This window comes from Ruminiclostridium cellobioparum DSM 1351 = ATCC 15832, assembly GCF_000621505.1.
GTDB lineage: Bacteria > Bacillota > Clostridia > Acetivibrionales > DSM-1351 > Ruminiclostridium > Ruminiclostridium cellobioparum.
Window position 1 is genome coordinate 295194 of the sequence record NZ_JHYD01000002.1, and the last position, 23384, is coordinate 318577.

The 23384-nt window shown below is 41.9% G+C and carries 16 protein-coding genes and 1 pseudogene; 10 read left to right on the forward strand and 7 right to left on the reverse strand.

Features of this window, described 5'->3' with window-relative positions:
* Positions 1-19: 19 nt before the first annotated feature.
* A pseudogene (locus T344_RS30210) lies at positions 20-557 on the forward strand (ABC transporter ATP-binding protein); the annotation flags it as partial.
* A 131-nt stretch (positions 558-688) separates the two neighbouring features.
* Positions 689-877 carry a hypothetical protein gene (locus T344_RS0103480; RefSeq protein ID WP_027627561.1) on the forward strand — a complete coding sequence of 63 codons (189 nt, stop codon included), beginning with the start codon at positions 689-691 and terminating at the stop codon, positions 875-877.
* A gap of 96 nt (positions 878-973) precedes the next feature.
* Here the strand turns inward: T344_RS0103480 and T344_RS0103485 are convergent, their stop codons facing one another.
* A complete protein-coding gene (locus T344_RS0103485; RefSeq protein ID WP_027627562.1) occupies positions 974-3583 on the reverse strand; it encodes a cation-translocating P-type ATPase in 2610 nt (869 codons plus the stop codon).
* 441 nt (positions 3584-4024) lie between these two features.
* On the opposite strand from T344_RS0103485, the gene T344_RS0103495 reads away from it, so the two are divergent.
* The 6 genes from T344_RS0103495 (at position 4025) to T344_RS0103520 (ending at position 11046) form a co-directional block, all read left to right on the forward strand.
* Complete coding sequence (locus tag T344_RS0103495) at positions 4025-5854, forward strand: outer membrane protein assembly factor BamB family protein (RefSeq protein WP_027627563.1); 1830 nt, start codon at positions 4025-4027, stop codon at positions 5852-5854.
* A gap of 19 nt (positions 5855-5873) precedes the next feature.
* Positions 5874-7694 (forward strand): outer membrane protein assembly factor BamB family protein, encoded by a 1821-nt coding sequence (locus T344_RS0103500; protein WP_027627564.1) that lies wholly within the window; start codon positions 5874-5876, stop codon positions 7692-7694.
* Between the two features lie 546 nt (positions 7695-8240).
* Positions 8241-8813, forward strand: a complete 573-nt coding sequence (lepB, locus tag T344_RS0103505) for a signal peptidase I (RefSeq protein WP_004626105.1) — start codon at positions 8241-8243, stop codon at positions 8811-8813.
* Between the two features lie 7 nt (positions 8814-8820).
* Positions 8821-9570, forward strand: a complete 750-nt coding sequence (locus T344_RS0103510; RefSeq protein ID WP_027627565.1) for an acyl-[acyl-carrier-protein] thioesterase — start codon at positions 8821-8823, stop codon at positions 9568-9570.
* Positions 9571-9598: 28 nt separating this feature from the next.
* Positions 9599-10225 (forward strand): GerMN domain-containing protein, encoded by a 627-nt coding sequence (locus T344_RS0103515; RefSeq protein WP_027627566.1) that lies wholly within the window; start codon positions 9599-9601, stop codon positions 10223-10225.
* Positions 10226-10272: 47 nt separating this feature from the next.
* Entirely contained in the window at positions 10273-11046 is a 774-nt protein-coding gene (locus tag T344_RS0103520; protein WP_027627567.1) for a YdcF family protein, read from the forward strand.
* Positions 11047-11165: 119 nt separating this feature from the next.
* Here T344_RS0103520 and T344_RS0103525 read toward each other — a convergent pair whose 3' ends face one another.
* Positions 11166-12530: a TrpB-like pyridoxal phosphate-dependent enzyme gene (locus T344_RS0103525; protein ID WP_027627568.1), complete on the reverse strand. Its 1365-nt coding sequence runs from the start codon at positions 12528-12530 to the stop codon at positions 11166-11168.
* Positions 12531-12736: 206 nt separating this feature from the next.
* On the opposite strand from T344_RS0103525, the gene T344_RS0103530 reads away from it, so the two are divergent.
* The gene (locus tag T344_RS0103530; RefSeq protein WP_027627569.1) at positions 12737-13540 is read left to right on the forward strand and encodes a YwaF family protein; all 804 of its coding nucleotides are present in this window, start codon (positions 12737-12739) and stop codon (positions 13538-13540) included.
* 56 nt (positions 13541-13596) lie between these two features.
* On the opposite strand, the gene T344_RS0103535 is transcribed toward T344_RS0103530, so the two are convergent.
* The 3 genes from T344_RS0103535 to T344_RS0103545 all read right to left on the reverse strand — a co-directional run bounded on the left by T344_RS0103535 (position 13597) and on the right by T344_RS0103545 (position 18312).
* On the reverse strand, positions 13597-15351 hold the full coding sequence (locus T344_RS0103535; protein ID WP_027627570.1) for a GGDEF domain-containing protein: 1755 nt from the start codon (positions 15349-15351) through the stop codon (positions 13597-13599).
* Between the two features lie 110 nt (positions 15352-15461).
* Entirely contained in the window at positions 15462-16991 is a 1530-nt protein-coding gene (locus tag T344_RS0103540) for an FAD-dependent oxidoreductase (RefSeq protein ID WP_027627571.1), read from the reverse strand.
* Positions 16992-17121: 130 nt separating this feature from the next.
* Entirely contained in the window at positions 17122-18312 is a 1191-nt protein-coding gene (locus tag T344_RS0103545) for a cation:proton antiporter (RefSeq protein ID WP_027627572.1), read from the reverse strand.
* Positions 18313-18659: 347 nt separating this feature from the next.
* On the opposite strand from T344_RS0103545, the gene T344_RS0103550 reads away from it, so the two are divergent.
* On the forward strand, positions 18660-19784 hold the full coding sequence (locus T344_RS0103550) for a response regulator transcription factor (RefSeq protein ID WP_027627573.1): 1125 nt from the start codon (positions 18660-18662) through the stop codon (positions 19782-19784).
* 4 nt (positions 19785-19788) lie between these two features.
* On the opposite strand, the gene T344_RS0103555 is transcribed toward T344_RS0103550, so the two are convergent.
* Both T344_RS0103555 and T344_RS0103560 read right to left on the reverse strand, forming a co-directional pair.
* Positions 19789-21591, reverse strand: a complete 1803-nt coding sequence (locus tag T344_RS0103555) for a sensor histidine kinase (RefSeq protein ID WP_027627574.1) — start codon at positions 21589-21591, stop codon at positions 19789-19791.
* A 60-nt stretch (positions 21592-21651) separates the two neighbouring features.
* Positions 21652-23226 (reverse strand): response regulator transcription factor, encoded by a 1575-nt coding sequence (locus T344_RS0103560; protein ID WP_278246136.1) that lies wholly within the window; start codon positions 23224-23226, stop codon positions 21652-21654.
* Between the last annotated feature and the right edge of the window lie 158 nt (positions 23227-23384).

Consider the following 23384-nt stretch of genomic DNA (forward strand, 5'->3'; position numbering starts at 1 on the left):
CAGATGGATTCAATTACTCCTGGGACCAAACGGTGCGGGAAAGAGCACAACAATAAATATTCTGATTACAGCCTTAAAGGGAGAAAAGGGAAATGTCTTTTTCAAAGGCAGGAATATCAATCAAATAGCTAAGGCTTACAAGCAAAATCTTGGAATTGTTCCCCAGGAGCTTGCACTGTACGAAGAGCTGCCGGCTGAAAGGAATGTTGAGTTTTTTGCAGCATTATACGGGGTAAGAGGCAGGGAATTGAGGGTAAAGGTGGACGAGTCCTTGAAATTTGCGGGGTTATGGGACAGGAAGAAGGATAGGGCAAAAACCTTTTCTGGAGGCATGAAAAGAAGACTGAATATAGCCTGTGCCATAGCACACGACCCCAAAATCATCATTCTGGACGAACCTACGGTGGGAATAGATCCCCAGTCAAGAAACCATATTAAAATCCATAAAGGAATTAAGAGAAAACGGAGCGACAATCATTTACACAACTCATTACATGGAAGAGGTTGAAGAGATCTCAACGCGCATTACAATAATCGACCACGGAAAAATTGATGCGGCAGTCATTGACAGAGGTGATGGAGAATTTGAGATTCAGACAATCAGAAGTGATGATTTTAAGAGTCAATAGCAGTTTTAACATCTCTTCTGGCAGGTTGTTTCTACAGCTTTGACAATGGTAATGAAGTCATGAAAAAAATCATATCCATTCTGCCGCAAAAAAATTTAATCAGCCTGGTGCAGGCAATTGAACATGGAAAGAGCTTTAATGCACTGGTACCTCAATTAACTTTTATGATCAATATCTATTCAAAGCTGAATGTGGGCAGCCGTGTGGAGGCTGTGGAGCTGGCCCGGAAAATGAAGCTTATAACCTGATAAGATAAATGCAATACAGGAAATTCTATTGAAACTGGTGAGTGTGCACCGTCACAATAGAATTTCCCATAATTTCCTCCTGTTTTTGTATGATTTTTATTTTGTAATACCGGTCCGTATTGTCTTATAGAGCTGGATGACAACAAAGGGAACCAGTGCCAGCAGGCCAATAATTCCAAGGTGGCTGATAACACCGGGATCTATTTCAAACAGAAGCTGAAGCGGTGAAATGGTGAGAACCAGGAATAGTAACAGCGTTCCCAGAAGCACTGCACCCCATTGATACCTGTTTGAAAAGAAGCCGATTTTAAACAGGGGATACCTGGAACGGCAGTTAAAGCCGTGTATCAGCCTTGCCAGCGCCAGAACGGCAAAAGCCATGGTACTGGCAAGTGCAGTATTCCCAGTATTTAAACCGTAATAGAAGGCTGCAAGTGCACTTGCGGCTATTACTGCACCTTCAAGAACAACCTGCAGCAGAAAACTCCTGTTCAGCAAGGGTTCATTTATATCCCTTGGCCTGGAATTCAAAGCATCTTTCCTGTACGGCTCCAGCCCAAGTGCAATTGCCGGCATTGAGTCGGTCAGCAGGTTGATAAACAGCAGGTGAATGGCTGTAAACGGAAGCGGCAGGGCTAAAACCGATGTATACAGTACGGCCAGGATGCCTGCCGTATTACCTGACAGCAGGAACTTGATTGAGTTCTTGATATTGGTGTAGATACTTCTTCCGTTTGAGACTGCCTTGACAATTGTTGCGAAATTATCATCCACAAGAATCATTGAAGCCGCATCCTTGGCAACCTCGGTACCCACCTTGCCCATTGCAACCCCGATGTCGGCCTGCTTGAGCGCAGGTGCATCGTTTACGCCGTCACCCGTCATTGCCACGACATTTCCCTTATCCTGCCAGGCCTTGACAATACGTATTTTGTGCTCAGGGGATACACGGGCGTAGACCGAAATATCCTCAACCTTGCTTTTCAAGTCTTCATCGGACATCTTTTCTATTTCCACACCTTCGACTGCATGGCTTTTTTCATCCATAATGCCAATCTGCTTTGCAATTGCAGATGCTGTGATCTTGTGATCACCGGTTATCATAACAGGCTTTATACCGGCGCGTATGCAATCGGCTACCGCCTGCTTTGACTCCTCTCTCGGAGGGTCGATCATGGCTACCAGGCCAACGAAGGTCAAATCTTTTTCATCTTCCATTGAAAGCTTTACATGGGAATCAAAGGCTTTTCGTGCAAATGCCAGTACCCGCAAGCCCTCCTGGGAAAATTCCCTGTTGACCTTTTCAATAAATTCTATATTTTCCTGCTCTATGGGTTTATCGCCATGCTCTGTCAGAACGCTTTTCGATCTGCTTAAAATAACGTCGGGAGCACCTTTGGTAAACATCATGAACTGTCCGTCAATGCTGTGCAGGGTGCTCATCAGTTTCCTGTCGGAGTCAAAGGGTACTTCCGACAGCCTTGCATATTCATCACGGACATCTTCCTCCTCATAGCCGTAATCATTTGCCAGTTTGATAAAGGCAACCTCGGTGGGGTCTCCTACGGCAGTCCCGTCGGTAATGGTGGCATCGCTGGACAGAATGCTTATTTTTACAATTGAACGCTGGAGTGTGTCCTCCATGTCAAGTTTTTCCGAGGTAAATATCTTCCAGCCCACAAATACCTTTTTTGCAACCATTTTATTCTGGGTGAGTGTACCTGTTTTATCCGAGCATATGACCGACACGCTTCCCAGGCTTTCTACGGCATGAAGCTTCCTGACAATGGCATTTTCTTTGGCCATCTTTTGGGTGCCTATGGCAAGTACAATTGTCACTATGGAGCTGAGTGCCTCGGGTATGGCCGCTACTGCAAGGGCTATGGCAAACATGAAGGAATCAAGAACCGGATAGCCCCTCACAACATTTGCTGCAAGAATGATACCGCAGAGAATTAGAATGGCCACAGCCAGCTTCTTTCCGAATTTGTCAAGGCTGACCTGCAACGGAGTAAGCTTGTTTTCGGCAGCATCCATAAGAGATGCTATTTTCCCCAGCTCTGTCGACATACCGGTGTGTGTGACAGCTACGACAGCCCTTCCGTAAGTGACATGACTGCCGGTAAACACCATGTTCTTTCTGTCCCCTATGGGCACGTCGGAGGCTGATATTGTATCGGCTGTCTTCATAACACTTTCGGATTCACCGGTAAGAGAACTCTCATTTACCTGCAGACTGTGATTTTCAATGATCCTTCCGTCGGCACTTATAAAGTCTCCGGCTTCAAGTAACAGGATATCTCCCGCCAAAACCTCCCTGGAGGGAATCTCAATCCGCATTTTGTTCCTTATAACCCTTGCGACCGGTGAAGAGAGAGATTTAAGACTTTCCAGGGATTTTTCGGCTTTGAAATGCTGGGCAGTCCCTAAAACAGAGTTCAAAATAGTAACTGCAAATATAACGACGGCACTTTCATAATCCTTCAGAAAGAGTGAAACCACCGCAGCAGTCAACAGGATTATTACAAGAAAATCCTTAAACTGCCCCAGAAAAATTTTGATGACTCCTGCTTTTTTTCCGGTCTGCAGTTCATTATAACCGTATTTCTCTCTCAGGCTGGCGATATCCTTATCGGATAAACCGTTAAGGTTGGTATTCAGTTCCTTTAAAACCTCCTGGGCTGAGTAATTGTAATAGTTTTTCATATGACTTCCCCCTTCTGGTGGTCTGAAACATCTAAATTCATACATTGGACAATATACGTTTTAGATGTTGCATACTACCAGTCAATATATTTAAATGTATAAGCTTTACCAATTTCAAATGACAATTAATTTTAAATAAAACAAGATAATTTTAATCTGTACTCTTTTTAGGAAATGTATTCGGAAATGGATAGAAAGATAAAAATTATTATACATAACAAGGTGAATTTTAACAATTTTTTTATGTAACAATTTACAATAAATTAACAAACTATATAGCATGGGGCAGGATGCTTCCTTTAGAAAATCTTAATAAATGCATACTGATATTTAAGAAATTTTTAGTCAAAAAGAAATATAATTTTGAAGTCTATTCTGATATAATATCAAAAGGGTTTGTCAGGTAAATTTAACATGACAAACGTTATTACGGAGGTAAAAATGAGTTCACAAGGAAGAAAAAAGAACAGTCTGTTACCGGCGATAACAGTTTTCTTTACAATATTGCTTGTTGCATTAACAGCCCTATATTTGATGTTCAGCGGGAATTTGCCCTGGCTGAATACGGCAGCGGGCACAAATTCTGCAAATTCGTCAAAAGCACATGTTAGTGCGGTAAATACTACAAAACCGGCCGATGGGTCTCAAGCAGGGGCCAGCCAGGGCCAGGCTGAAGAAACTGTCAAGGAGCCTGCAGAAAGCACAAATCCCAATGACTTGCTTATCTCGTGGAAAAATCCGGCCAGTCTCATAAGCAAAAAAACTCTGGGTGACGGTTCAGCTCAGAAAGCCTACAAGGATGGCGGCAAAATAACTTACTGGGCATTGGTCAATAACAAGACGGTAAAAGATTATGCGCCGCCTTATAATATAGCTTTCGGTTCTCCGGAAAACTATTCGGAGCTGGAAGGAGTTACGGCTTTCAGAGGAAATAATTACCGTACGGCTCCATCATGGGGAAAAGCCGGGGTTAAGGAAAAAAAACTTGAGATAGTCTGGACACATGACATCGGCGCTGTTTCAGGTGTTGGAAGCTATTGGCCGGGCGCCGGCTGGACAGGCCAGCCACTGCTGGTTCACTGGTCGGATGAAGTAAGGCGGATAATGAACATAAATGCAGAGCTTAAATCCAAGGATCTGGTTGAGGTAATTTACCCGGTATTTGACGGAAATGTATACTTCCTTGATATGGAGACCGGAAAGCCTTCAAGACCCAAAATGAATATAGGGTTTACTGTAAAAGGTACCGGAATGGTGGACCCGAGAGGGTATCCCCTGTTTTATACAGGCCAGGGACTCAATGAGAATGACGGTAAGACCGGTGCTTTTAAATACAGGATTTTTGATCTGATTAATCAAAAGCTGATCTATTCGTTCCCGGGAAATGATCCTGTCGCTTTCAGAAGCTGGGGGGCAAACGATTCCTCAGCTCTGCTGAACAGATATACCGATACTTTAATAAATTGCGGTGAAAACGGTTTGGTGTATAAGGCAAAGCTGAATACCAAATTTGACAGCAAGGCAGGAACAATATCAATAGACCCTTCATTTACAAAATACCGTTACAAAAGTTCGTACAGCTCAGAACAGGGAATTGAAAATTCCCCTGCCTTTTACCGCAATCTGATGTACTTTGCCGACAACGGCGGTACCATTCAGTGTCTGGACATAAATAAAATGGAACCGGTATGGATTTACAAAGGCGGTGACGATACCGACAGTACCATAACACTGGAGGAAACAGACGAGGGAGTTTTCCTTTACACTGCCAATGAAATAGATAAGAGAGGCAGGGAAGGTTCCAGAGCCAACAGCAATATCCGCAAAATTAATGCACTGACCGGAGAGCTTGTATGGCAGAAGGACTATTCCTGTGCATACCAGTCATATATTAACGGCGGTGTGTTAGCAACGCCCGTAGTTGGCAAGAATGATATAAGTGACATTGTAATATTTAATATTGCGTTGACCGGCTCAACAAGTGACGGCACTCTGGTGGCACTGGACAAGAAGACAGGTGCGGAAGTCTGGAAAAGACATTTGGAGGCATACAGCTGGAGTTCTCCTGTGGATTTCATGTCTGAAGAGGGTAAAACCTACATGCTGCTCTGTGACTTTAAAGGAGATATGCATCTGATCGATCCGAAGACAGGGGAAGATATGGATAAGATATCAGTAGGAGGGAACGTGGAGGCCTCTCCCGCAGTCTATAACAATATGGCAGTTGTAGGAACCTACGCAAAGAAAATATATGGTGTAAGAATAAAATAAACGGCTTAGCGAGGAAGTTATGAAAAGATACAGAAGAAGAGCAACAAACAGGTTAAGGGCATTATTGACAATATTGGTCCTGGCGCTGATTATGACGGGAGTATGGATCGGACTCAGCAAGGTGTTTAACTTCGATTCCGATACCGTAAAAACGTCATCAAATTCCTCCGCAGGTGTTAATTCTGCAGATTCTACCGGAGAGATCGAGGAAGGGCCCGAAGAAGAACCTGTGGCAGATCCCATGCCCCAGGAGATGACCGATCCGGAAAAATTAAAATCCTCCTGGACTGAGGAGTCGGATTTCGGAGGCAAAAAGGCATACCCTGATTTTGCCATTGACAATACCTTTGCCGGCGGTCTGGATATGAAATCCTGGATATTCAGGATTAATACCCCTTTGAAGCAGTACACACCCGGGAAAAAGGACAAAATTTCCTTTGGTTCTTCGGAAGAGTATTCGGAATTGGAGGGAGTTACAACTTTCAGGGGCAACAATTACAGGGACAGTGCCTCTTTTGGTACCAGAACAGTCAGTCAGAAAAAGCTTGAGATAGTGTGGGAGAAAGACGGGCTGGGTGCTATTTCAGCCCATAACAGCTATTGGCCCGGAACGGGCTGGACCGGGCAGCCGCTTCTGGTTCACTGGCCTGAGAATACCAGAAAAATGATGAATATAAACGGGGAAATGAAGTCCAAGGATCTGGTGGAGGTTATTTACCCTGCTCTGGACGGTAATATTTACTTCCTGGATCTTGAAACGGGGAAGCCTACAAGGGAAAAAATACAAGTCGGATACCCCATTAAAGGTACCGGTATGATAGACCCGAGAGGCTATCCGGTGCTGTATACCGGAATGGGTATCAACGAAAACAGCGGAAAGTTTACAGAATACAAATTCAGAATAATCAACCTGCTTAATCAAAAGGAACTTTACTCCATTTTCGGAAGAGATGAAGTTGCCTTCAGAGGCTGGGGCGCAAATGATGCTTCGGCACTTCTGGACCGCAAAACCGATACTCTGCTTAATGTGGGAGAAAACGGCCTGGTTTACAGAGTGAAGCTTAACACTAAATTTGACAAGTCTGCAGGTACACTTTCCATAGCTCCCCAGTTGACCAAATACCGTTACAGAAGTCCCTTTAATGACGAACAGGGCATAGAGAACTCGCCTGCCATATATAAAAATTACATGTACTTCTGTGACAATGGCGGAACGCTCCAGTGCCTTGACCTGAACACTATGAAACCGGTTTGGATCTATGATGCAAAAGACGATACCGATGCATCAATAGTTATTGAGGAAACCAAAGAAGGAGTATTCCTTTATACGGCAAATCAGGTTGACAAGCGCGGAGAGAACGGAAAGGCCGCGGTTGCAGACTGTAATATAAGAAAGCTCAATGCATTGACAGGTGAATTGATATGGCAGAAGAATTACCAGTGTGTATACAATTACTATATTAACGGAGGAGCACTTGGGACTCCTGTTATCGGCAAAGATGACATCAGTAATATGGTTATTTTCAATATCTGTTTTACCGGCTCAAACAGTGACGGTACAATGGTAGCACTGGACAAGAAGACAGGAGAGGAAATATGGAAGAAAAAACTTACCTCTTACAGCTGGTGCTCACCGCTGGACTTTAAGAGCTCCGACGGCAAAACCTATATGGTCTACAGTGATTTTGCCGGTTTTATGCATCTTGTAGATCCTATGAACGGGAAAACCCTTGACTCTGTTTCACTGCAGGGCAACGTGGAATCCTCCCCGGCAATATATAACGATACTATCGTTGTGGGAAGCTATGCGAGAAAGATTTTTGGAATAAAAGTGAAATAACAGGTACCATTGTAACTTTTTATATTAACTGGCAGCTTCGAACTAACTTCATAAAATAGGATGCTCCCAAAACAATTATGTAAATTGTATCACCTCATGCAAAGTGGTTTTGTCAACAATTTATCATAATTGTTTTTAACCGTGCATCCTATTTTATGAAGTTGTCCTCGCGTACCAATTGGTATTGATGATTAAGTCTATTTATGGTAAAAAAGTATTACAGGTTAAATTATGTGCTGGTTGTAAGCGCTTTGTGTGCAATCCATTGCTTGAATAGTATGGTACTGTTACAGGCATGCTACAATACTGACATCAAATATTAAAAAAAAATTAATAGTTTAAGTGTATAAATAGCTGTTCAAATATATTATAATTAGAATAATTTGGATGGCTCAGTCAGCAGAATTCAAACAATTTTGTCGCATTTACGTATACTAAGGGGTATGTTTTTTTACTGACGACACTATTTTTTTATTCAAATGGGGAGAAAGACAAAATGACAATAAACGGTATAGAAACATTCCCCATACCGGAAATGGAGATAATATGAAAATTCTAAAGGAAATATTCAGCTGGATGGGAACAATACTTATCTCAATAATCGTGGCACTTCTTGTAATAATATTTTTATTTCAGCCCACAAGTGTAAATGGTCCATCCATGGAAAATACACTGCATAACGGAGATAAGATCATAATAAATAAAACTCAGAATATTTTTCACGGCATTCCGAATTATGAGGATATTGTCATTATTGACAGCAGGATCGGCAGGGAACGCAGATTTATAGATAATATAATGGATCCTCTCAAATACAATCTGATAGTATCAAAAATAACCGGCAATGAGGATGAAATTTTCTGGGTGAAAAGAGTGATAGGCAAGCCGGGAGATGTACTTGAATTCAAAGAAGGAAAGGTTGTCAGAAACGGGGAGGCCCTGGACGAGTCCTACATAAAAGAGCCAATGTTATACCAGTCGGATGAAAAGATAACCGTCCCTGAAAACAGTATTTTCGTAATGGGTGATAACAGGAATGAAAGTAAGGACAGCAGAGTGATAGGATGTGTTCCCATGGACCATGTTTTTGGCAAGTATTTATTACGATTGGGATTTTAGGTGAGGTATGGATACTGTTTCAATATATAAAAAAGAATACCATGTCGACTATGGTGATGCAGATTACTACAGAAAAATAAAACTGAGTTCCCTGTTCAATTATTTTCAGGATGTTGCCAGCCTTCATGCCGAAAAATTGGAGTTGGGTGTCGAAAAGCTCCTTGCAGAACAGGGTGTAACCTGGGTGCTGGTAAAAATACTTGTTCAGATGGAAAAATTTCCGGCCCTCGGCGAAAAATTGACGGTTGAAACCTGGCCGCTGGAGCCTAAAAAACTTGAGTTTGAAAGAGATTTTTTTGTAAAGGATTCAGAGGGCAATATTATTGGAAGAGCCATTTCAAGCTGGGTTATAATGGATGTAGAGTCCAGGGAGATCAGAAGGACCGAGCTTTTTCCCGGAAGGTTTCCTCAATTTAACCAGATCCGTGCCATTGATGGACGGATGGGTAAAATAAAGGCAAACGGGCAGCTTCAACAGGTGTATAAAAAGACAATCGGATACAGTGATATTGATATAAACGGACATCTTAACAATTCCAAATATATCGATTATATAACAGATTGTTTTTCCATAGAGAAACATGGACAATACGCTGTTGATACAATTCAGGTAAGTTATATAAGCGAAGCCCTGGCAGGGGATTCCATAGTGTTCTATAAAGACATTTCCGGACTTGACTCGGGAGCCGTATACGTGGAGGGTGCTGATGAAGCCGGAGCAAAGACTTATTTTAAGGCCTGTATTACATTAAAATAAAAAATTACGATGTGTAAGAGGGGATTTTATGAATAATAATACTCAGAAACTGAAGTTCTTAACTTTAATACTGTTCGTTTTTATTATTATACTTGTAGGAGTACTGTTGTATACTACAAAGGTTTATAATCAGGACAAAGACCAGCCTGCTGTGAACACTTCCGCAGAAGTGACCTCCGGGGATGCAGCTTCAACATCTACGGCGTCGTCATCAGAGCAAACAGGAACGGACAGTGCCGGTCAGATCGGGCAAACCATTGATCTTAAGCTTTATAATTATGATGCCGATGACTATGACAATCCAAAGGAAATAGTAAATGTTACCGTGGACAAAAAGTTATATCAGGATGACATTACTGCTGCCATCAATAAGGTGCTTGAAACAACAGGACTGAGCATAAAAAAAGCGGAATTGAAAGACGGCCTTGCTACGGTTGATCTGTCCAGGGAGGTTGCTGCCAGGTTCAATGCAGGAAGTGCCGGAGGCATAACCTATACCAATATATTGGTCATGACCATCCTGAATATGCCGGATATCAGCAAGCTTAAAGTTACTGTTGAAGGAGTGCCCAATACCGAAAGCGATCATTTCAGCTTTAACGGCATATTTGTCAAATCTGCCGACGGCAATAAGTATGAATTGGCAGCAAATTAGGACACGAAAGACCGGATGGTTGATTACCAACGGGGAAAGGTGATACGGTGGGGAAGAAAAGGCTGACAAAAATAAGCTTGCTGCTTATTGCTGTTGCAGGAATTCTGGATACGATAATTATTCGAAGCAGAAGCGGGGGTATGGATTTTGGAATAATGCTTCCCGGACTGGGCGGATTGGCTTTAATTTCAGCACTTATATTTACAAACAGCAAGTTATATAAAAAAAGGGAAAAGTTATATAACAGAATCGGTAAATTTATACTGGGGGTATTTGCTGTTTGGTTTATTTCTTTCATAATAGTAACAACTGTACTGATGACCTCCGCAATTTCACAGAAGGACGCAGAAGTTGACTGTGTCATAGTCCTGGGGGCAGGTCTTAAGGGGGAGACACCAACGCTGGTATTGACACAGCGCCTTGATAATGCTCTTGGATATATTGCTAAAAACCCCGGAACAACAGTAATAGTTTCGGGCGGACAGGGAACGGGTGAGACCATAACCGAAGCAGAGGCCATGAAGAGGTATCTGGTGAGGCACGGTACGCCGGAGGAGCTTATAATTAAAGAGGAAAATTCTACAAGTACATATGAGAATATGGTCTTTTCAAAGAAATTATATGAACAGGAGCTTGGCACCCAACTGAACAGGGTTATGATAATAACAAACGATTTTCATATGTTCAGGTCAAAGCTGCTGGCGCGCAGGGCAGGCCTCAAACCTTACGGGATCAGCGCAGGTACTCCCTGGTACATATATCCCAACGTATTGCTGAGAGAATACCTGGCAGTTTTCAAATCCTTGATTTTAGACAGATAGACAAACAAATTACTTGTGTAATTTTTTATATCGACCGGTAACTTCGGTACTAACTTAATAAAATAAGGATGCCCCAAAACAATTACGCAAATTGTTTTGGGGCATCCTGCTGTGAAGGCTTACTCTATGGCTGGCAGGTTCTTCAAACTTGCTTCTGCTGCGTCGGGTGAATACTCCACATCGTCAAGCTTGCCGCTGTAGTAGTTTTCATAGGCGGCAAAGTCAAAATAACCGTGGCCGCTCAGACAGAACAGTATTACTTTTTCCTTGCCGGCTTCTTTTGCCAGGATTGCCTCATCAATTGCTGCGCGGATGGCATGAGCTGATTCCGGGGCAGGTACGATGCCCTCGGCTCTTGCGAAAGTGACGGCGGCTTCAAATACCGATTTTTGTCCGTAGGCCCTGGCCTCGATGATTTTGTCGTGGTAGAGCTGACTGACTATGGCAGAATCTCCGTGATATCTCAGGCCGCCCGCATGTATACCGGCAGGTATGAAATCATGACCCAGGGTATACATCTTTGTTATAGGTGCCACTTTTACGGTATCCCCGTAGTCATAGGCAAAAACGCCTTTTGTGAGAGTAGGGCAGGCTGTCGGTTCAACTGCAACAGCTCTCAGCTGCTTGCCTTTAAACTTATCCTGGAGAAATGGGAAGGCAATGCCTGAAAAGTTACTTCCGCCTCCGCAGCAGGCAAAAATAACATCGGGATACTCATCCAGCATTTCCAACTGTTTTTTTGCCTCGATTCCGATTATGGTCTGATGCAGGCAGACATGGTTCAACACACTCCCAAGTGCATAGTTGGTGTCAGGATGTGTTGCGGCATCTTCCACTGCTTCACTGATTGCGATACCAAGGCTTCCGGAACAGTCCGGGTCCTTTGCGAGAACACTTCTGCCGCAGTCGGTCAGGCTGCTCGGACTTGCAACAACGCTTGCCCCGAAGGTTTTCATGAAGGAACGCCTGTAGGGCTTTTGCTGGTAGCTCACATTTACCATGTATACCGAGCATTCAAGCCCGAACTGGCTTGTTGCAAGGCTTAAAGCGCTGCCCCATTGACCTGCTCCCGTTTCTGTGGCAAGTCTCTTTATTCCGGCTGCTTTATTATAATAAGCCTGAGGAATGGCGGTGTTCAGCTTATGACTGCCTGTGGCATTGGTTCCCTCATATTTGTAATAGATACGTGCCGTGGTACCCAGCTGCTTTTCAAGACCTCTGGCGCGATATAACGGGCTGGGCCTGAACTGGCGGTACATTTCACGAACTTCATCAGGGATATCAATATAACGTTCAGAAGTCATTTCCTGTTTTATAATTTCATCGGGGAATATGGCTTTCATATCGTCCGCTTCTATTAGCTTAAGTGTTGCGGGATTGTGATAGGGCGCCGGTTTGTTCGGCATATCTGCAATGATGTTGTACCATTGTCTGGGAATTTCGCTTTCAGGCAGAATTACTTTACTGATCTCATCTCGTCTCATCTTGACCTCCGCTCCAAATGTGCATTTTAAAGCTGAATATTCATCAGATGCGCAATGGCACAATTTGGTTTCTCATAATATTATTTTTTTAAAATGCTATAATTATTTTAAGCAATATATTTACAAGTGTCAATCAATGCAATTACTTATAATAAATTTTAGATGTATGGAATATATATCCATAGAAGCATGTACAAGGGGGCACCATGTTCAAGTACTTTTTTACATATATTGACCGGATACCAAAGGAATCGAGAAATGAGCTGTTTTCTGCACAGCACCTGCTGGCGCTGGCTATGGTTGCCTGTGCCTGGGTTTTAATAATTTTATTATTTAAGAATAGGACAACAAAAGCTAAATGGAAGGCAATTAAATGCATGTCCATGCTGCTTCCGCTCCTGGAACTGGCTCAAATGCTATGGTATAAAAGTATAGGCGAGTTTTCCTGGGGCTATACCCTGCCCCTGCATTTATGCAGCCTGATGTCAATCATACTGCCGGTAATGGCTTTCACAGGGAACAGCCTCCTGCAGGAATACTCCTATGCCATTGGACTGGCTCCTGCCCTGATGACGCTGCTGACGCCCGACGTTTACTATTATCCGGCAGTGTCATTCATATATATGCAGACAATGGTGGTGCACGGCATTATCTGCCTTATACCGCTGTTTATGGTTTTTTGCATGGACTTCAGGCCGGATATAAGGAAACTTCCCAGGGTCATGGCCATCCTTGTGTGCTTTGCCCTGATGATGATACCGGTTAACCATTTCACCGGCGGGAATTACTTTTTTCTGAGATATCCGGCGGCAGGGTCTCCTATGGAGAGCTTTGCCGGATTAGTAGGAAGTCCATGGTATCTGATACCGACTTTTATGCTGGGCTGCGTCCTGTGGATAATTTTTTATCTGCCGTTTATGGTTCTGAGGCGGGCAGAGGTGAAAAACTCCGTCAAAATGCCGGCTGCTGCTGTAAAAGAGGAAGAAAAGGAACATGTTTTAACGGGCTGATATACCTCTGTCGTTACCTGACGGAACAGCCGGCTTTTCAAAAATAGATTTGTCTTTTACAGCAGATATTGACAACCACCCTTATGCTGTTTACACTGCTTTTTAAGGTATGCCAGCTGCTCTGATATCTGGTATTGATCGGTATACTTCTTATTTTTATTTGAAATTCCCACAATGGTCAGTGAAATAAGAGGAAATTTCTCAGTTTGCCCATGCCTGTTCTGGGTTATAATAAAGCCGTTTTTAATATCATTTTCAGTATAATATTTCAGGACATCTCTTTCAAAATCTTCAGTAACAGCTTTACATACCGGTTCCATGTCGTAATTATCCAGGATTATTACAAAGTCATCGCCGCCGATATGGCCGGTAAATTGACTGCCGCTGACGTTTTTCATGATTGTTGAGGAAAGCAGCTTTATTACCAAATCACCGTTTTCAAAGCCGTAAACATCGTTATAAGCTTTGAAATTATCTATATCAAGGTATAATATGCTATATTTATCATCGGAATGAATGCATTTATTTATCTTCTGTTCTATGATCAAATTACCCGGAAGTCCTGAAAGGGGGTTTTGATGCTTTGCATTTACCACTTCGATTTCGGTGGTCTTTTGCAGCAGGTCCTTGATTGTAACAGTACCCCGGTACTCGGAATTTTTTGTGACCACAATAAAGTCGTAAAGCTTGTCTGCCGGCCGGGACATTGCAATATGCGATACGGCACTTATGGGAGTCTGGCTGTCAACTGCCAGAAAATCCGTTTCCATAAGATCAGTTATGGGTTTTTTCTGATACAGGCTGAAACCGTATTGTCCGCTTAGCATCAGGGTAAACCTTGCTTTGCATATAGTACCCATGACAGTATTGTTTTTTACTATGCATAAACCAAGTATCGAGGGATTTTTTTTGAATATTTCAAATACCTGCTCAACGCTTGTTGACGGGGAGATTGTATAAGCATCTGTAGTAAGATTCTCTATGTAAATACTGTTTACCTGGTTACCGAAGGTATGATTTTTCTTCCTGTTTACATCCTTTAATATTTCAATGACTTCAGAAGATATGGAAATCATTTCTTCAGCGGGCTTTTGTATAAAGTAGCCCTGACCGTAGTGAACACCCAGATTTATGAGGGTTGCCATTTCCTCCCTGGTTTCAATTCCCTCTGCTATCAGATGGATGTTGGCCATATGTGATAATTCGATCATGCTTTTTACCAATGCAAATTTGATACTGTCCTCGTTGATGTTTCTGATCAGGTTCATATCAAGTTTTATATAGTGCGGTTTTATGTCACTTATAAGGTTAAGCCCTGAATAACCTGCACCGGCATCATCTATTGCAATTTTATATGTCTGTTCCTTGTAGTGGTTTACTGTACTTTTGAAACTATTCATATCATTCACCGCATTCCGCTCTGTGATCTCAAATATGATATTCTCGGGCGTTATGCCATATTGACTCAGATATTCCTTTGTGAAGCCCTGACGGAATTTCACATCATGCATGATATTGGGGTTGACATTAACGAATAATTTTGTATTCATCGGATGCTCATTGTTCAAAAAGGCCGACTCAAGGGACTTGGTGCGGCAAAGCAGCTCCAGGTCCCACAGTCTGTTGCACTGCCCGGCATAGAAAAATAATTCATCAGGGCTTTTTATAAAGGAATCGCCTTTAACACGGCTCAGGGCTTCATATCCCAGCAGAGAGCCGTCACGCAGGGAGATGATTGGCTGGAATACCGTTTTAATCTGCTTATTATCAAGTATTTTTGATATTTCTTCCTCAATTGGATTATTAGTCATAAGTCAACCTTTGGATATTAGTATTTGTCATTTATTGTAGCATTATGGAGTTAACTTTATGCTAATTTATTGTTATTAAGAGGTTAAGAATCTAATATTTGCCACGGTTCCTACAGCAGTCTGTCCAAGGGCTTCAGCGCGGGACCTTCTATTACGGTTCCGTCTACGCCGTAGCGTGAGGCATGACAGGGGCAATCCCAGGTGTGCTCGGCAGAATTCCAGTGCACTTCACAGCCGAGATGTTTGCAGGTGGTGTCCACAATATACAAATTGCCGTCCATGTCCTTATAAGCTCCTGCCTTATGGCCGTTATACATTAGGGCTTTACCTTCACCGGGTTCAATATCTACATCTTCGGGAGGCATATTGATTTTTCCGGATATGAGGCTCTTGGCAACATCCAGATTTTCTTTTACAAAATTTTTGGCAGATTCAACCGGGGTGAACCTGGAAGGCTTGAATATTTCCTCAACCTCACTCTTACCTTTTGTGAGAATATCCCTGATAATCATTGCAGAGACCGTACCTGTGGTCATACCCCATTTCTGATAAGCGGCGGCAATGAATATATTTAATTTTGTTCCGGTAATATGGCCGATGAAGGGTATTTCATTCATGGCGGTATAGTCCTGCGCCGACCAGCGGTAGGGAACTTCCAGGGCACTGTAGGTATCTTCGGCATATTTGATAAGATTTATATAGTGCTCCCTCTCGTCATCATCCTTTCCTGTTTTGTGATGTTCTCCTCCGATGATCAGGAGTTGTTCTTCATCCTCCAGGGGATGTGTTCTCAATGACCTGGTGGGCTGCTCATAAGAAATGTACATTCCGCCTGAAAGTTTAACTTTGGCTTTCACAGCCAGGGCATAGGAGCGCTCCGGGTACATTCTGGCAGAGAAGAAGCCGCCGCCGTCATAAAAGGGGAAATGACTTGCTATAATCACTTTACTTGACATTATAGTAAGGCCATCTCTGGTCGAGGTCCTGCATTCCTTATCCTCATGGATATCTATGGCCGTGGTGTTCTCAAAGATATGCCCTCCTTTTTGCACGATAAGGTTTGCCAGCTCCAGAAGATATTTCCGGGGATGGAATTGTGCCTGATTTTTAAAGCAAACTGCTCCTTTCACTTGAAAAGGAAGCTCCAGGGAGGTTTCATAGTCGGCAGGCAGCCCCAAAGTCCGGGCGGTTTTTACTTCATCTTCCAGAGCTTGAAGATACCTGTCCTCAAGTGTATATACATAGTTTGACTGGTGACTGAAGTCACAGTGTATATTATTTTCACTTATTATAGTCTCAATAAGGGAAATTGCTTCTTCATTTATCTCACCATACCTTTTGGCACCCTCAATTCCAATTTTTTCTTTGAGCGATGAGTATTTCAAATCATGAAGCGAGGTTATCTTGGCCGTGGTGTGCCCGGAGGTGGACATTGCTATCCGGAAGGAATCAATTACAGTTACATCGAAACCTTCCCGCTGAAGCAGATATGCATTGGTCAATCCGGTTATTCCTCCTCCTACAATAAGTATGTCTGTTTTTATATTTTCCTCCAGGGAGGGATAGTCTGTAGAGGGTGTTGTACCGATCCAGTAAGATTCCACAGGTTTTAAAAGGGTTTTTTCTATCAGGTTCTGCATTTGATTCTCCCGTCTGCGTGAAAATCTGCAAGATTTGTTCACGCTAAATATAATGATAGTATCCATTTTTATGGTACCCAAAAATTATGGGAATATTATAAGCAGCCAAATAAAAATACAACCCGTTAAATTATGCAACCGATTCTTTAGGATTTTTCTTTGAATTGAAAACTATTTTCAGCAGCGCCGGAGTGATGACGGTAGTAAGTATTACAACTATTAGAGTGGGAATGTATATCTCTTCGGAAATAATATGGTTCTGCATACCGATATTTGCCGTTATGATTGCTACTTCACCTCTTGATATCATACCGACACCAATCTGAAGTGATTCCCTTTTGCTTATTTTAAAGAGCCTGGCAGCACCGCCGCAGCCAAAAAGCTTTCCAATCACTGCAATTGCAAACATTACCAGTGTGATCAGTATAACCTCCGCATCCAGGCCTTTAATATCGGCGGCAATACCTACACTTGCGAAGAATATTAATGAGAGGAAACCCGAGGAAATAGCTTTCACATTTTTTTCAATGTACTCCTTATGTATGAACTGTGAGAGTGTCAAACCACAAATATATGCGCCGGTTATGGCTGCGATTCCCAATATTTCGGATATGAATGCCAGCAGCAGGGCCATGGCTATTGAGTAGGGAAGCAGATCCCTTTTGTGCCTGCTGCCGAAGGATATCTTATTAATAAACTTTGGTACCACCGCTATCATAATTACGCTTATCAAACAAAAAGCTATTATCTTGGCAAAGGTCAAAATAAGACTTACAGCTGCCGAGGAACCCGAAGCGCCGCTCCCCAGAGTCTGTGAAACAGCAAGTACTATGGAGATGAGTATCAGTCCCAGCACATCGTCAATTACTGCGGCGCCGAGTATATTTACTCCGGCTTTGGTGTTCAGCTTTCCCAGTTCGGTAAGGGTCTCAACTGAAATACTGACGCTTGTTGCAGTAAGGATTACTCCCACAAATAAATTTTCCCAGAAGTTTGTGAAAAACAGATATGCTGCTGCCGTACCGAGTACCAATGGAATGATCACACCCGACAGGGCAATAACGAAGGAGGTTTTACCTGCTTTTTTCAACTCATCCACATTGGTCTCAAGCCCTGCCAGAAACATCAGCATTATAACGCCCAGCTCGGACAGCAATTTAATATTTTCAGTGTATTCAACAAGACTTAATACTGCCGGCCCCAGAATAACACCTGCTACCAATGCGCCTAAAACCTCAGGCATTTTAAACTTCCGGCTTACAAGTCCTCCTATTTTGGTAAATATCAGAATAAGAGCAATTTCCAGTAAAATTTTTTCCATAAAGAACAACCCTCTTAATATAAAATGATAGCCAAAGTTATGAAAAGAATCACACACATATACATTTGACGGATTTGTTTTAAAATGGCATAATATCACATTTCATAAAATAATTCAAGAAACAGTCTTTCTATTGGAGAAAACAGTCTGTTTCTGATGTAATAAAATTACATATTGCAGAATATTATATTAGGCAAAAATATAAAATGAAGCTATTGAAAGGATGGGCAGCTCTGCAGGAAGACAATTTGTAAAAAAAGTAAGTTTTTAAGTTGAAATTTGTCTTATTATGGTATAGATTAATAAGTGATTACGTACTGACAAGTTTTATTCGGAGGTACATTTTAATGTTTAAAGTGTTTATAGTTGATGACGAACCATCAGTAATTGAGGGACTGAAACTTATGATACCCTGGAACGAGCTTGACTTTGAGCTGTGCGGAGAAGCTTCAAACGGGCAGGAGGCCCTTTCAAAGGTTGGAGAACTGTACCCTCACCTGATAATAACTGACATACGTATGCCCGGTATAAATGGGCTGGAGCTTATTTATGAAACGCAAAAAATCCATTCTGATACCGAATTCGTTATTTTAAGCGGTTATGCGGATTTTTCCTATGCACAGGAGGCAATGCGGCACAAGGTACTGGACTATTTGCTGAAACCGCTGGACAGGGACGAAATAATTACGGTACTGCGCAAAATCAAGAGCAAACTTGATAAAAAGTTCCTGACCAGATACGGTTTTTCACAGGCTGATATCAAAACCTTTAAATCAAGCCGCAATTTGCCTGCTTCCGACCAAAGCAATGATTTTGTCAACGAAGAAATAGACCATGTATGGAAAGCCGTACGGGACAATTTTGACGAGGAATTGACCACAGCTATTAAGCTCATGAATTATGAGGATGCCATGCAGCTAATTGATGAATTGTTTGATATATTTGTTTCCCGGAATATAAATATAAATAATGCCTGTATTATGGTAAACAGCTGTGTTTACCGCATACTTCACGTTGCCTATAAAAGAAATATTGGCATTGATACCGTGCTGCCGTCAGGAGTGAGCGGCAAATGGGATTTTAAAAGCTTAAAGAGCTATATTACCGATATTGTCTCGCAGGTAGTGGGTTTAATGCTGGAGGAGAGAAAAAGAAATTCCCGCAGTTTCCTCTATGAAGTAAAAACCTATATTGATAATAATTATCAGAAAGAAATAAGCGTTTCCCTTCTTGCAGAAATGGTCTTTCTTGAAGCGGGATATCTGGGCGATGCCTTCAATAAGCAATTTGGAGTCAGCATAAGTGAATACCAGCATCGCCTCAGAATCGAAAAAGCCATAGAGCTGATTGAAACCACCGATATGAAATTGAGCGATATAGCTTCTACAACCGGTTACAATAATTACAATAACTTTTTCTCGCATTTTGTCAGAATCACCGATAAAAAGCCCACGCAATACGAGCGGAAATAGAAAATCAAACCTCCTCTATGCGGAGGAGGATTTCCGTCCCCTGGTCAGGTGCACTGTATATTTTAAAATGGAATCTTTCACCGTAATTCATCATCATACGGCGGTAGACATTCTGTATGCCCACACCGCTTTCCGTTTCATCGAAACTGTCCGCTTCCAGGTTCAGTTCGGATTTGGGATTTTCCAACTTGTTGAAGATGGCTGCAACCTTTTCCTTATCCATGCCCGAGCCATTGTCTCTGACAGAGATAACAAGGGCCATATCTATAATATCTGCTTTTATAACCAGTCTGCGGTTATCTTCGATTGATGATTGGAGGCCATGTTTGCAGGCATTTTCCACAATGGGCTGAACACTCATTTTAGGTATAAAACGGTTTGACTCAATTACTTCAGGGGAAATCTGAATTTCATATTCAAATTTATCACCGAATCTGAACTTCTCAATATCCAGGTACTTTTCTATAAAATTCAATTCTTCGGTCACAGGAATCAAATCGCCGCCGGTAGTCAGCATACGCTTGAAGAGCTTTGACAGGCTCGATATAACACCTGCAAGCTCAGTGTAACCGTTTTTTACACAGAAAACAAGTATTGCATTGAGAGTATTGAACAGGAAGTGGGGGTCGACCTGTGCCTGCAGATACTGGTACTCGGCGCGTATATTTTCAACTTCTATACTCTTTTTTTGCATCTCAAGTTTGTAAACATCATTTATCAGACCGTTAATTTCAGCTATCATCTTGTTATAGGTTATAATCAGCAGACCGACCTCGTCCTGGCCCGTATTTTCAAGCATTAAGGGTTCAAGGTGGTCTTCGCTGACTTTTTTGATATGGCGGGACAGGGCCGACAAACGGTAGCGCATGGAATTCAATACCGCCCAGATCAAAAAGACTGAGAACGCTGATAGGGACAGGGTAATCAGTAGAATATAAATTAGAACCACAATTTGCTTTTTAAAAATTACAAATTTATCATAAACACCGGTTATCTTCCAGCCTTCAAAATAAGGAGCAGGGCCTATGCTTTTCTGAAGGATGTAATAGTTATTGTCGGGCGGCAGCTGCAATACCGAAGGATTTTTAAGATTGAATTTATTGGTGTATTGGTTGCTCCAGATTATGTTGTCGCCTGGGGCAGTCAGGTAGACATCTACGCTTCCTCCCTCATCCTTGACCTTTGTAATAACTCGGTCCAGTTTTAATTCTATTAGCAGGTAATTTGTGGCATTGTTCAAATATGTTGGAGATTTTATTTTACGGACAATCGTTAACCTGTTGCTGTACGGGGTGATAGCTATAGCAGTGGAACCGGGATACACCATAATATCGCTGTCGGTTTGAGAAGCCATTTTGTACCATTGGGTATTTCGGGCTTTATCATCCAGAACACGGAAATAATCCGTATTAATAAAGTGCGGATCGTCAATATACAGCGATACTTCCACAATTTCCGGGTTACTCACCAGGTACATGTTGAATCTTTTCCTCAGGGAACTCCAGTAAAGATCATAGTGCTCCACCGGAGTAGAAAAGCTTTTAGACAAATCGTTAAGCAGGGTGTTGTCGGCATTTACCTGGTTGGCCACATTAACAGCGGTTTGCGTTAATATATTAAAATCACTGGCTGCCCCCTCAAAGGTCTGATCCAGATAATGTATCACATTCTGCTGCATGGATTGTGAAGTAAAAGCCATCCATATGATAGTTCCGGCCACAACCGGAAGACAAATACAGAAAATATAAACCAGTATGAATTTACGCCTTATACTGACATTGTCAAATTGCAGAAAAAATTTTCTCATATTCCTTGCATCTCCCGGAAATTTTATTTATTATATTTTCCATTATAAAACACTTGATAATCAAGAGTATTTCTTTTTATATTCCGAGGGTGAGACTCCCGCGAATTCTTTAAACTTTTCAGTAAAATACCTATAATCGGAATAGCCGCATTGTTCACATATTGAGGTTATTTTCATATCTTCGGAAGCTATGAGTGTTTTAGCGTGTTCTATACGTAAATAATTAAAATAATCATTAAATTTTTCGCCTGTTTTCCTTTTAATTATTTTACTGATAATAATGGGTGACAATGAGAATTTCTCGGCAATACTTTGTAAAGAGAGACTTTCCCTGTAATTATCCTTAATGAAGTCAATAATTTCATTCTCCAGCAGAAACAATGGTTTTTCATTGTTGATGTTTTGCTTTTTAAAGATAAATTCGCACATTTCATGAGCCAGGATTATGCAATTTGGACTCATACTGTTGATGGATCTGGTGAATTTCAAAATTACACTGTTACCGTCAACTCCATACGCATAAGACATTTTTCTGACTAAATCCGCCAGCCTGTACAGGCAAATACAGTAAAGGCGGCGGGATACACCGCTATTGTTAAGCTTGTCAAAAAATTCATTGACGGAATTCGATACCTGGCTTATGTCATTGCCTTTAAGTGAATTGATTATCCTGTCAAAGGGGAGTTCGGGAAAATCAATCTCGGCATCGGCTTTAGTATGGTCTTTTAAGCTTTTCTTCTTTTCATTTCCGCTATAATAAACTACTTTTTTATCCGGATGAAGCAGACAATAGGTATGAAGCTGTTCAAGCCGCTTACCGCAGTTAAAAATGCTGTCAATGACTCCCTCTGTGCTTGTTCCGCTTACCAGTGCCCAAAAAGACCTAAAGCCGTAACTCTTCGGGTCCAGGCTGCTTAAGTGTTTTTTCAACCGTTCGGTAAGAGCTGCTTCAGATGTGAAGATTTCCATACCGTCATGTATGACAATGATATAACTCCCGTTACCGTTATAGAACATGCAGTTCTCATTCTTTATTCCGGTAATCCGCATAAGCAGGTCATAGATATTGCTCACCGGATAATTGGTTGGATTACCGCCCCCATCGGTTATGAATTGAACAATACAGATTTTTGAATTATCAGGAATATCGAAAATAAACCGTGCCTTGCGTTTGATTTTTTCACTGCGTTTGCCGTCCATAATATCATTGTAAAGCTGATTGGCAGTAAAGCGGATAAGCTCAAGATTTTCCTGCCGGGCAGTTCTTTCATTATCTATTATACTTACCACCCGCAGCAGTTCCCGTTCAATTTCTTCCGAGTCCAAAGGCTTGGTCAGGAAACCCAGCGCGCCCAGCTGTATACCCTTCTGGGCATAGGAGAAATCGTTGTAACCACTCAGAATTATAAATTTTGGAGCAGGGATTATTTCGTTGTTTACTTTTTCTATAAGCTCCAGACCGTTTAGACCAGGCATACGTATGTCACATATAACCAGATCGGGCCGAATATTTTGTATAACGGAAAAGGAGGCTGCACCGTCAGGTGCTTCTCCTGCTATTTCAAAGCCTAACTTGTTCCAGTTTACAAAAATGCGTAATCCTTCTATCACAGATGGCTCATCATCCACAAGCACTACTTTGAATATTTTGACCAGCCCCTTGTAAAAATGTCCTATACTTATCCCTAATTTGATAATTTACTTTAAACTAAATTCTAAATATAATGCAATTATACAAGAAGCGGGTGTGACAGTCAAATAGACTGCTATTAGTGCCCGTATTACAAATTTAA

Bases quoted from the DNA above. Each gene is read 5' to 3' on its own strand.
- lepB (WP_004626105.1), top strand. From the start codon at position 8,241: ATGAAAATTCTAAAGGAAATATTCAGCTGGATGGGAACAATACTTATC.
- T344_RS0103545 (WP_027627572.1), bottom strand. From the start codon at position 18,312: ATGGAAAAAATTTTACTGGAAATTGCTCTTATTCTGATATTTACCAAA.
- T344_RS0103555 (WP_027627574.1), bottom strand. From the start codon at position 21,591: ATGAGAAAATTTTTTCTGCAATTTGACAATGTCAGTATAAGGCGTAAA.
- T344_RS0103485 (WP_027627562.1), bottom strand. From the start codon at position 3,583: ATGAAAAACTATTACAATTACTCAGCCCAGGAGGTTTTAAAGGAACTG.
- T344_RS0103550 (WP_027627573.1), top strand. From the start codon at position 18,660: ATGTTTAAAGTGTTTATAGTTGATGACGAACCATCAGTAATTGAGGGA.
- T344_RS0103530 (WP_027627569.1), top strand. From the start codon at position 12,737: ATGTTCAAGTACTTTTTTACATATATTGACCGGATACCAAAGGAATCG.
- T344_RS0103480 (WP_027627561.1), top strand. From the start codon at position 689: ATGAAAAAAATCATATCCATTCTGCCGCAAAAAAATTTAATCAGCCTG.
- T344_RS0103535 (WP_027627570.1), bottom strand. From the start codon at position 15,351: ATGACTAATAATCCAATTGAGGAAGAAATATCAAAAATACTTGATAAT.
- T344_RS0103515 (WP_027627566.1), top strand. From the start codon at position 9,599: ATGAATAATAATACTCAGAAACTGAAGTTCTTAACTTTAATACTGTTC.
- T344_RS0103540 (WP_027627571.1), bottom strand. From the start codon at position 16,991: ATGCAGAACCTGATAGAAAAAACCCTTTTAAAACCTGTGGAATCTTAC.
- T344_RS0103510 (WP_027627565.1), top strand. From the start codon at position 8,821: ATGGATACTGTTTCAATATATAAAAAAGAATACCATGTCGACTATGGT.
- T344_RS0103525 (WP_027627568.1), bottom strand. From the start codon at position 12,530: ATGAGACGAGATGAGATCAGTAAAGTAATTCTGCCTGAAAGCGAAATT.
- T344_RS0103500 (WP_027627564.1), top strand. From the start codon at position 5,874: ATGAAAAGATACAGAAGAAGAGCAACAAACAGGTTAAGGGCATTATTG.
- T344_RS0103495 (WP_027627563.1), top strand. From the start codon at position 4,025: ATGAGTTCACAAGGAAGAAAAAAGAACAGTCTGTTACCGGCGATAACA.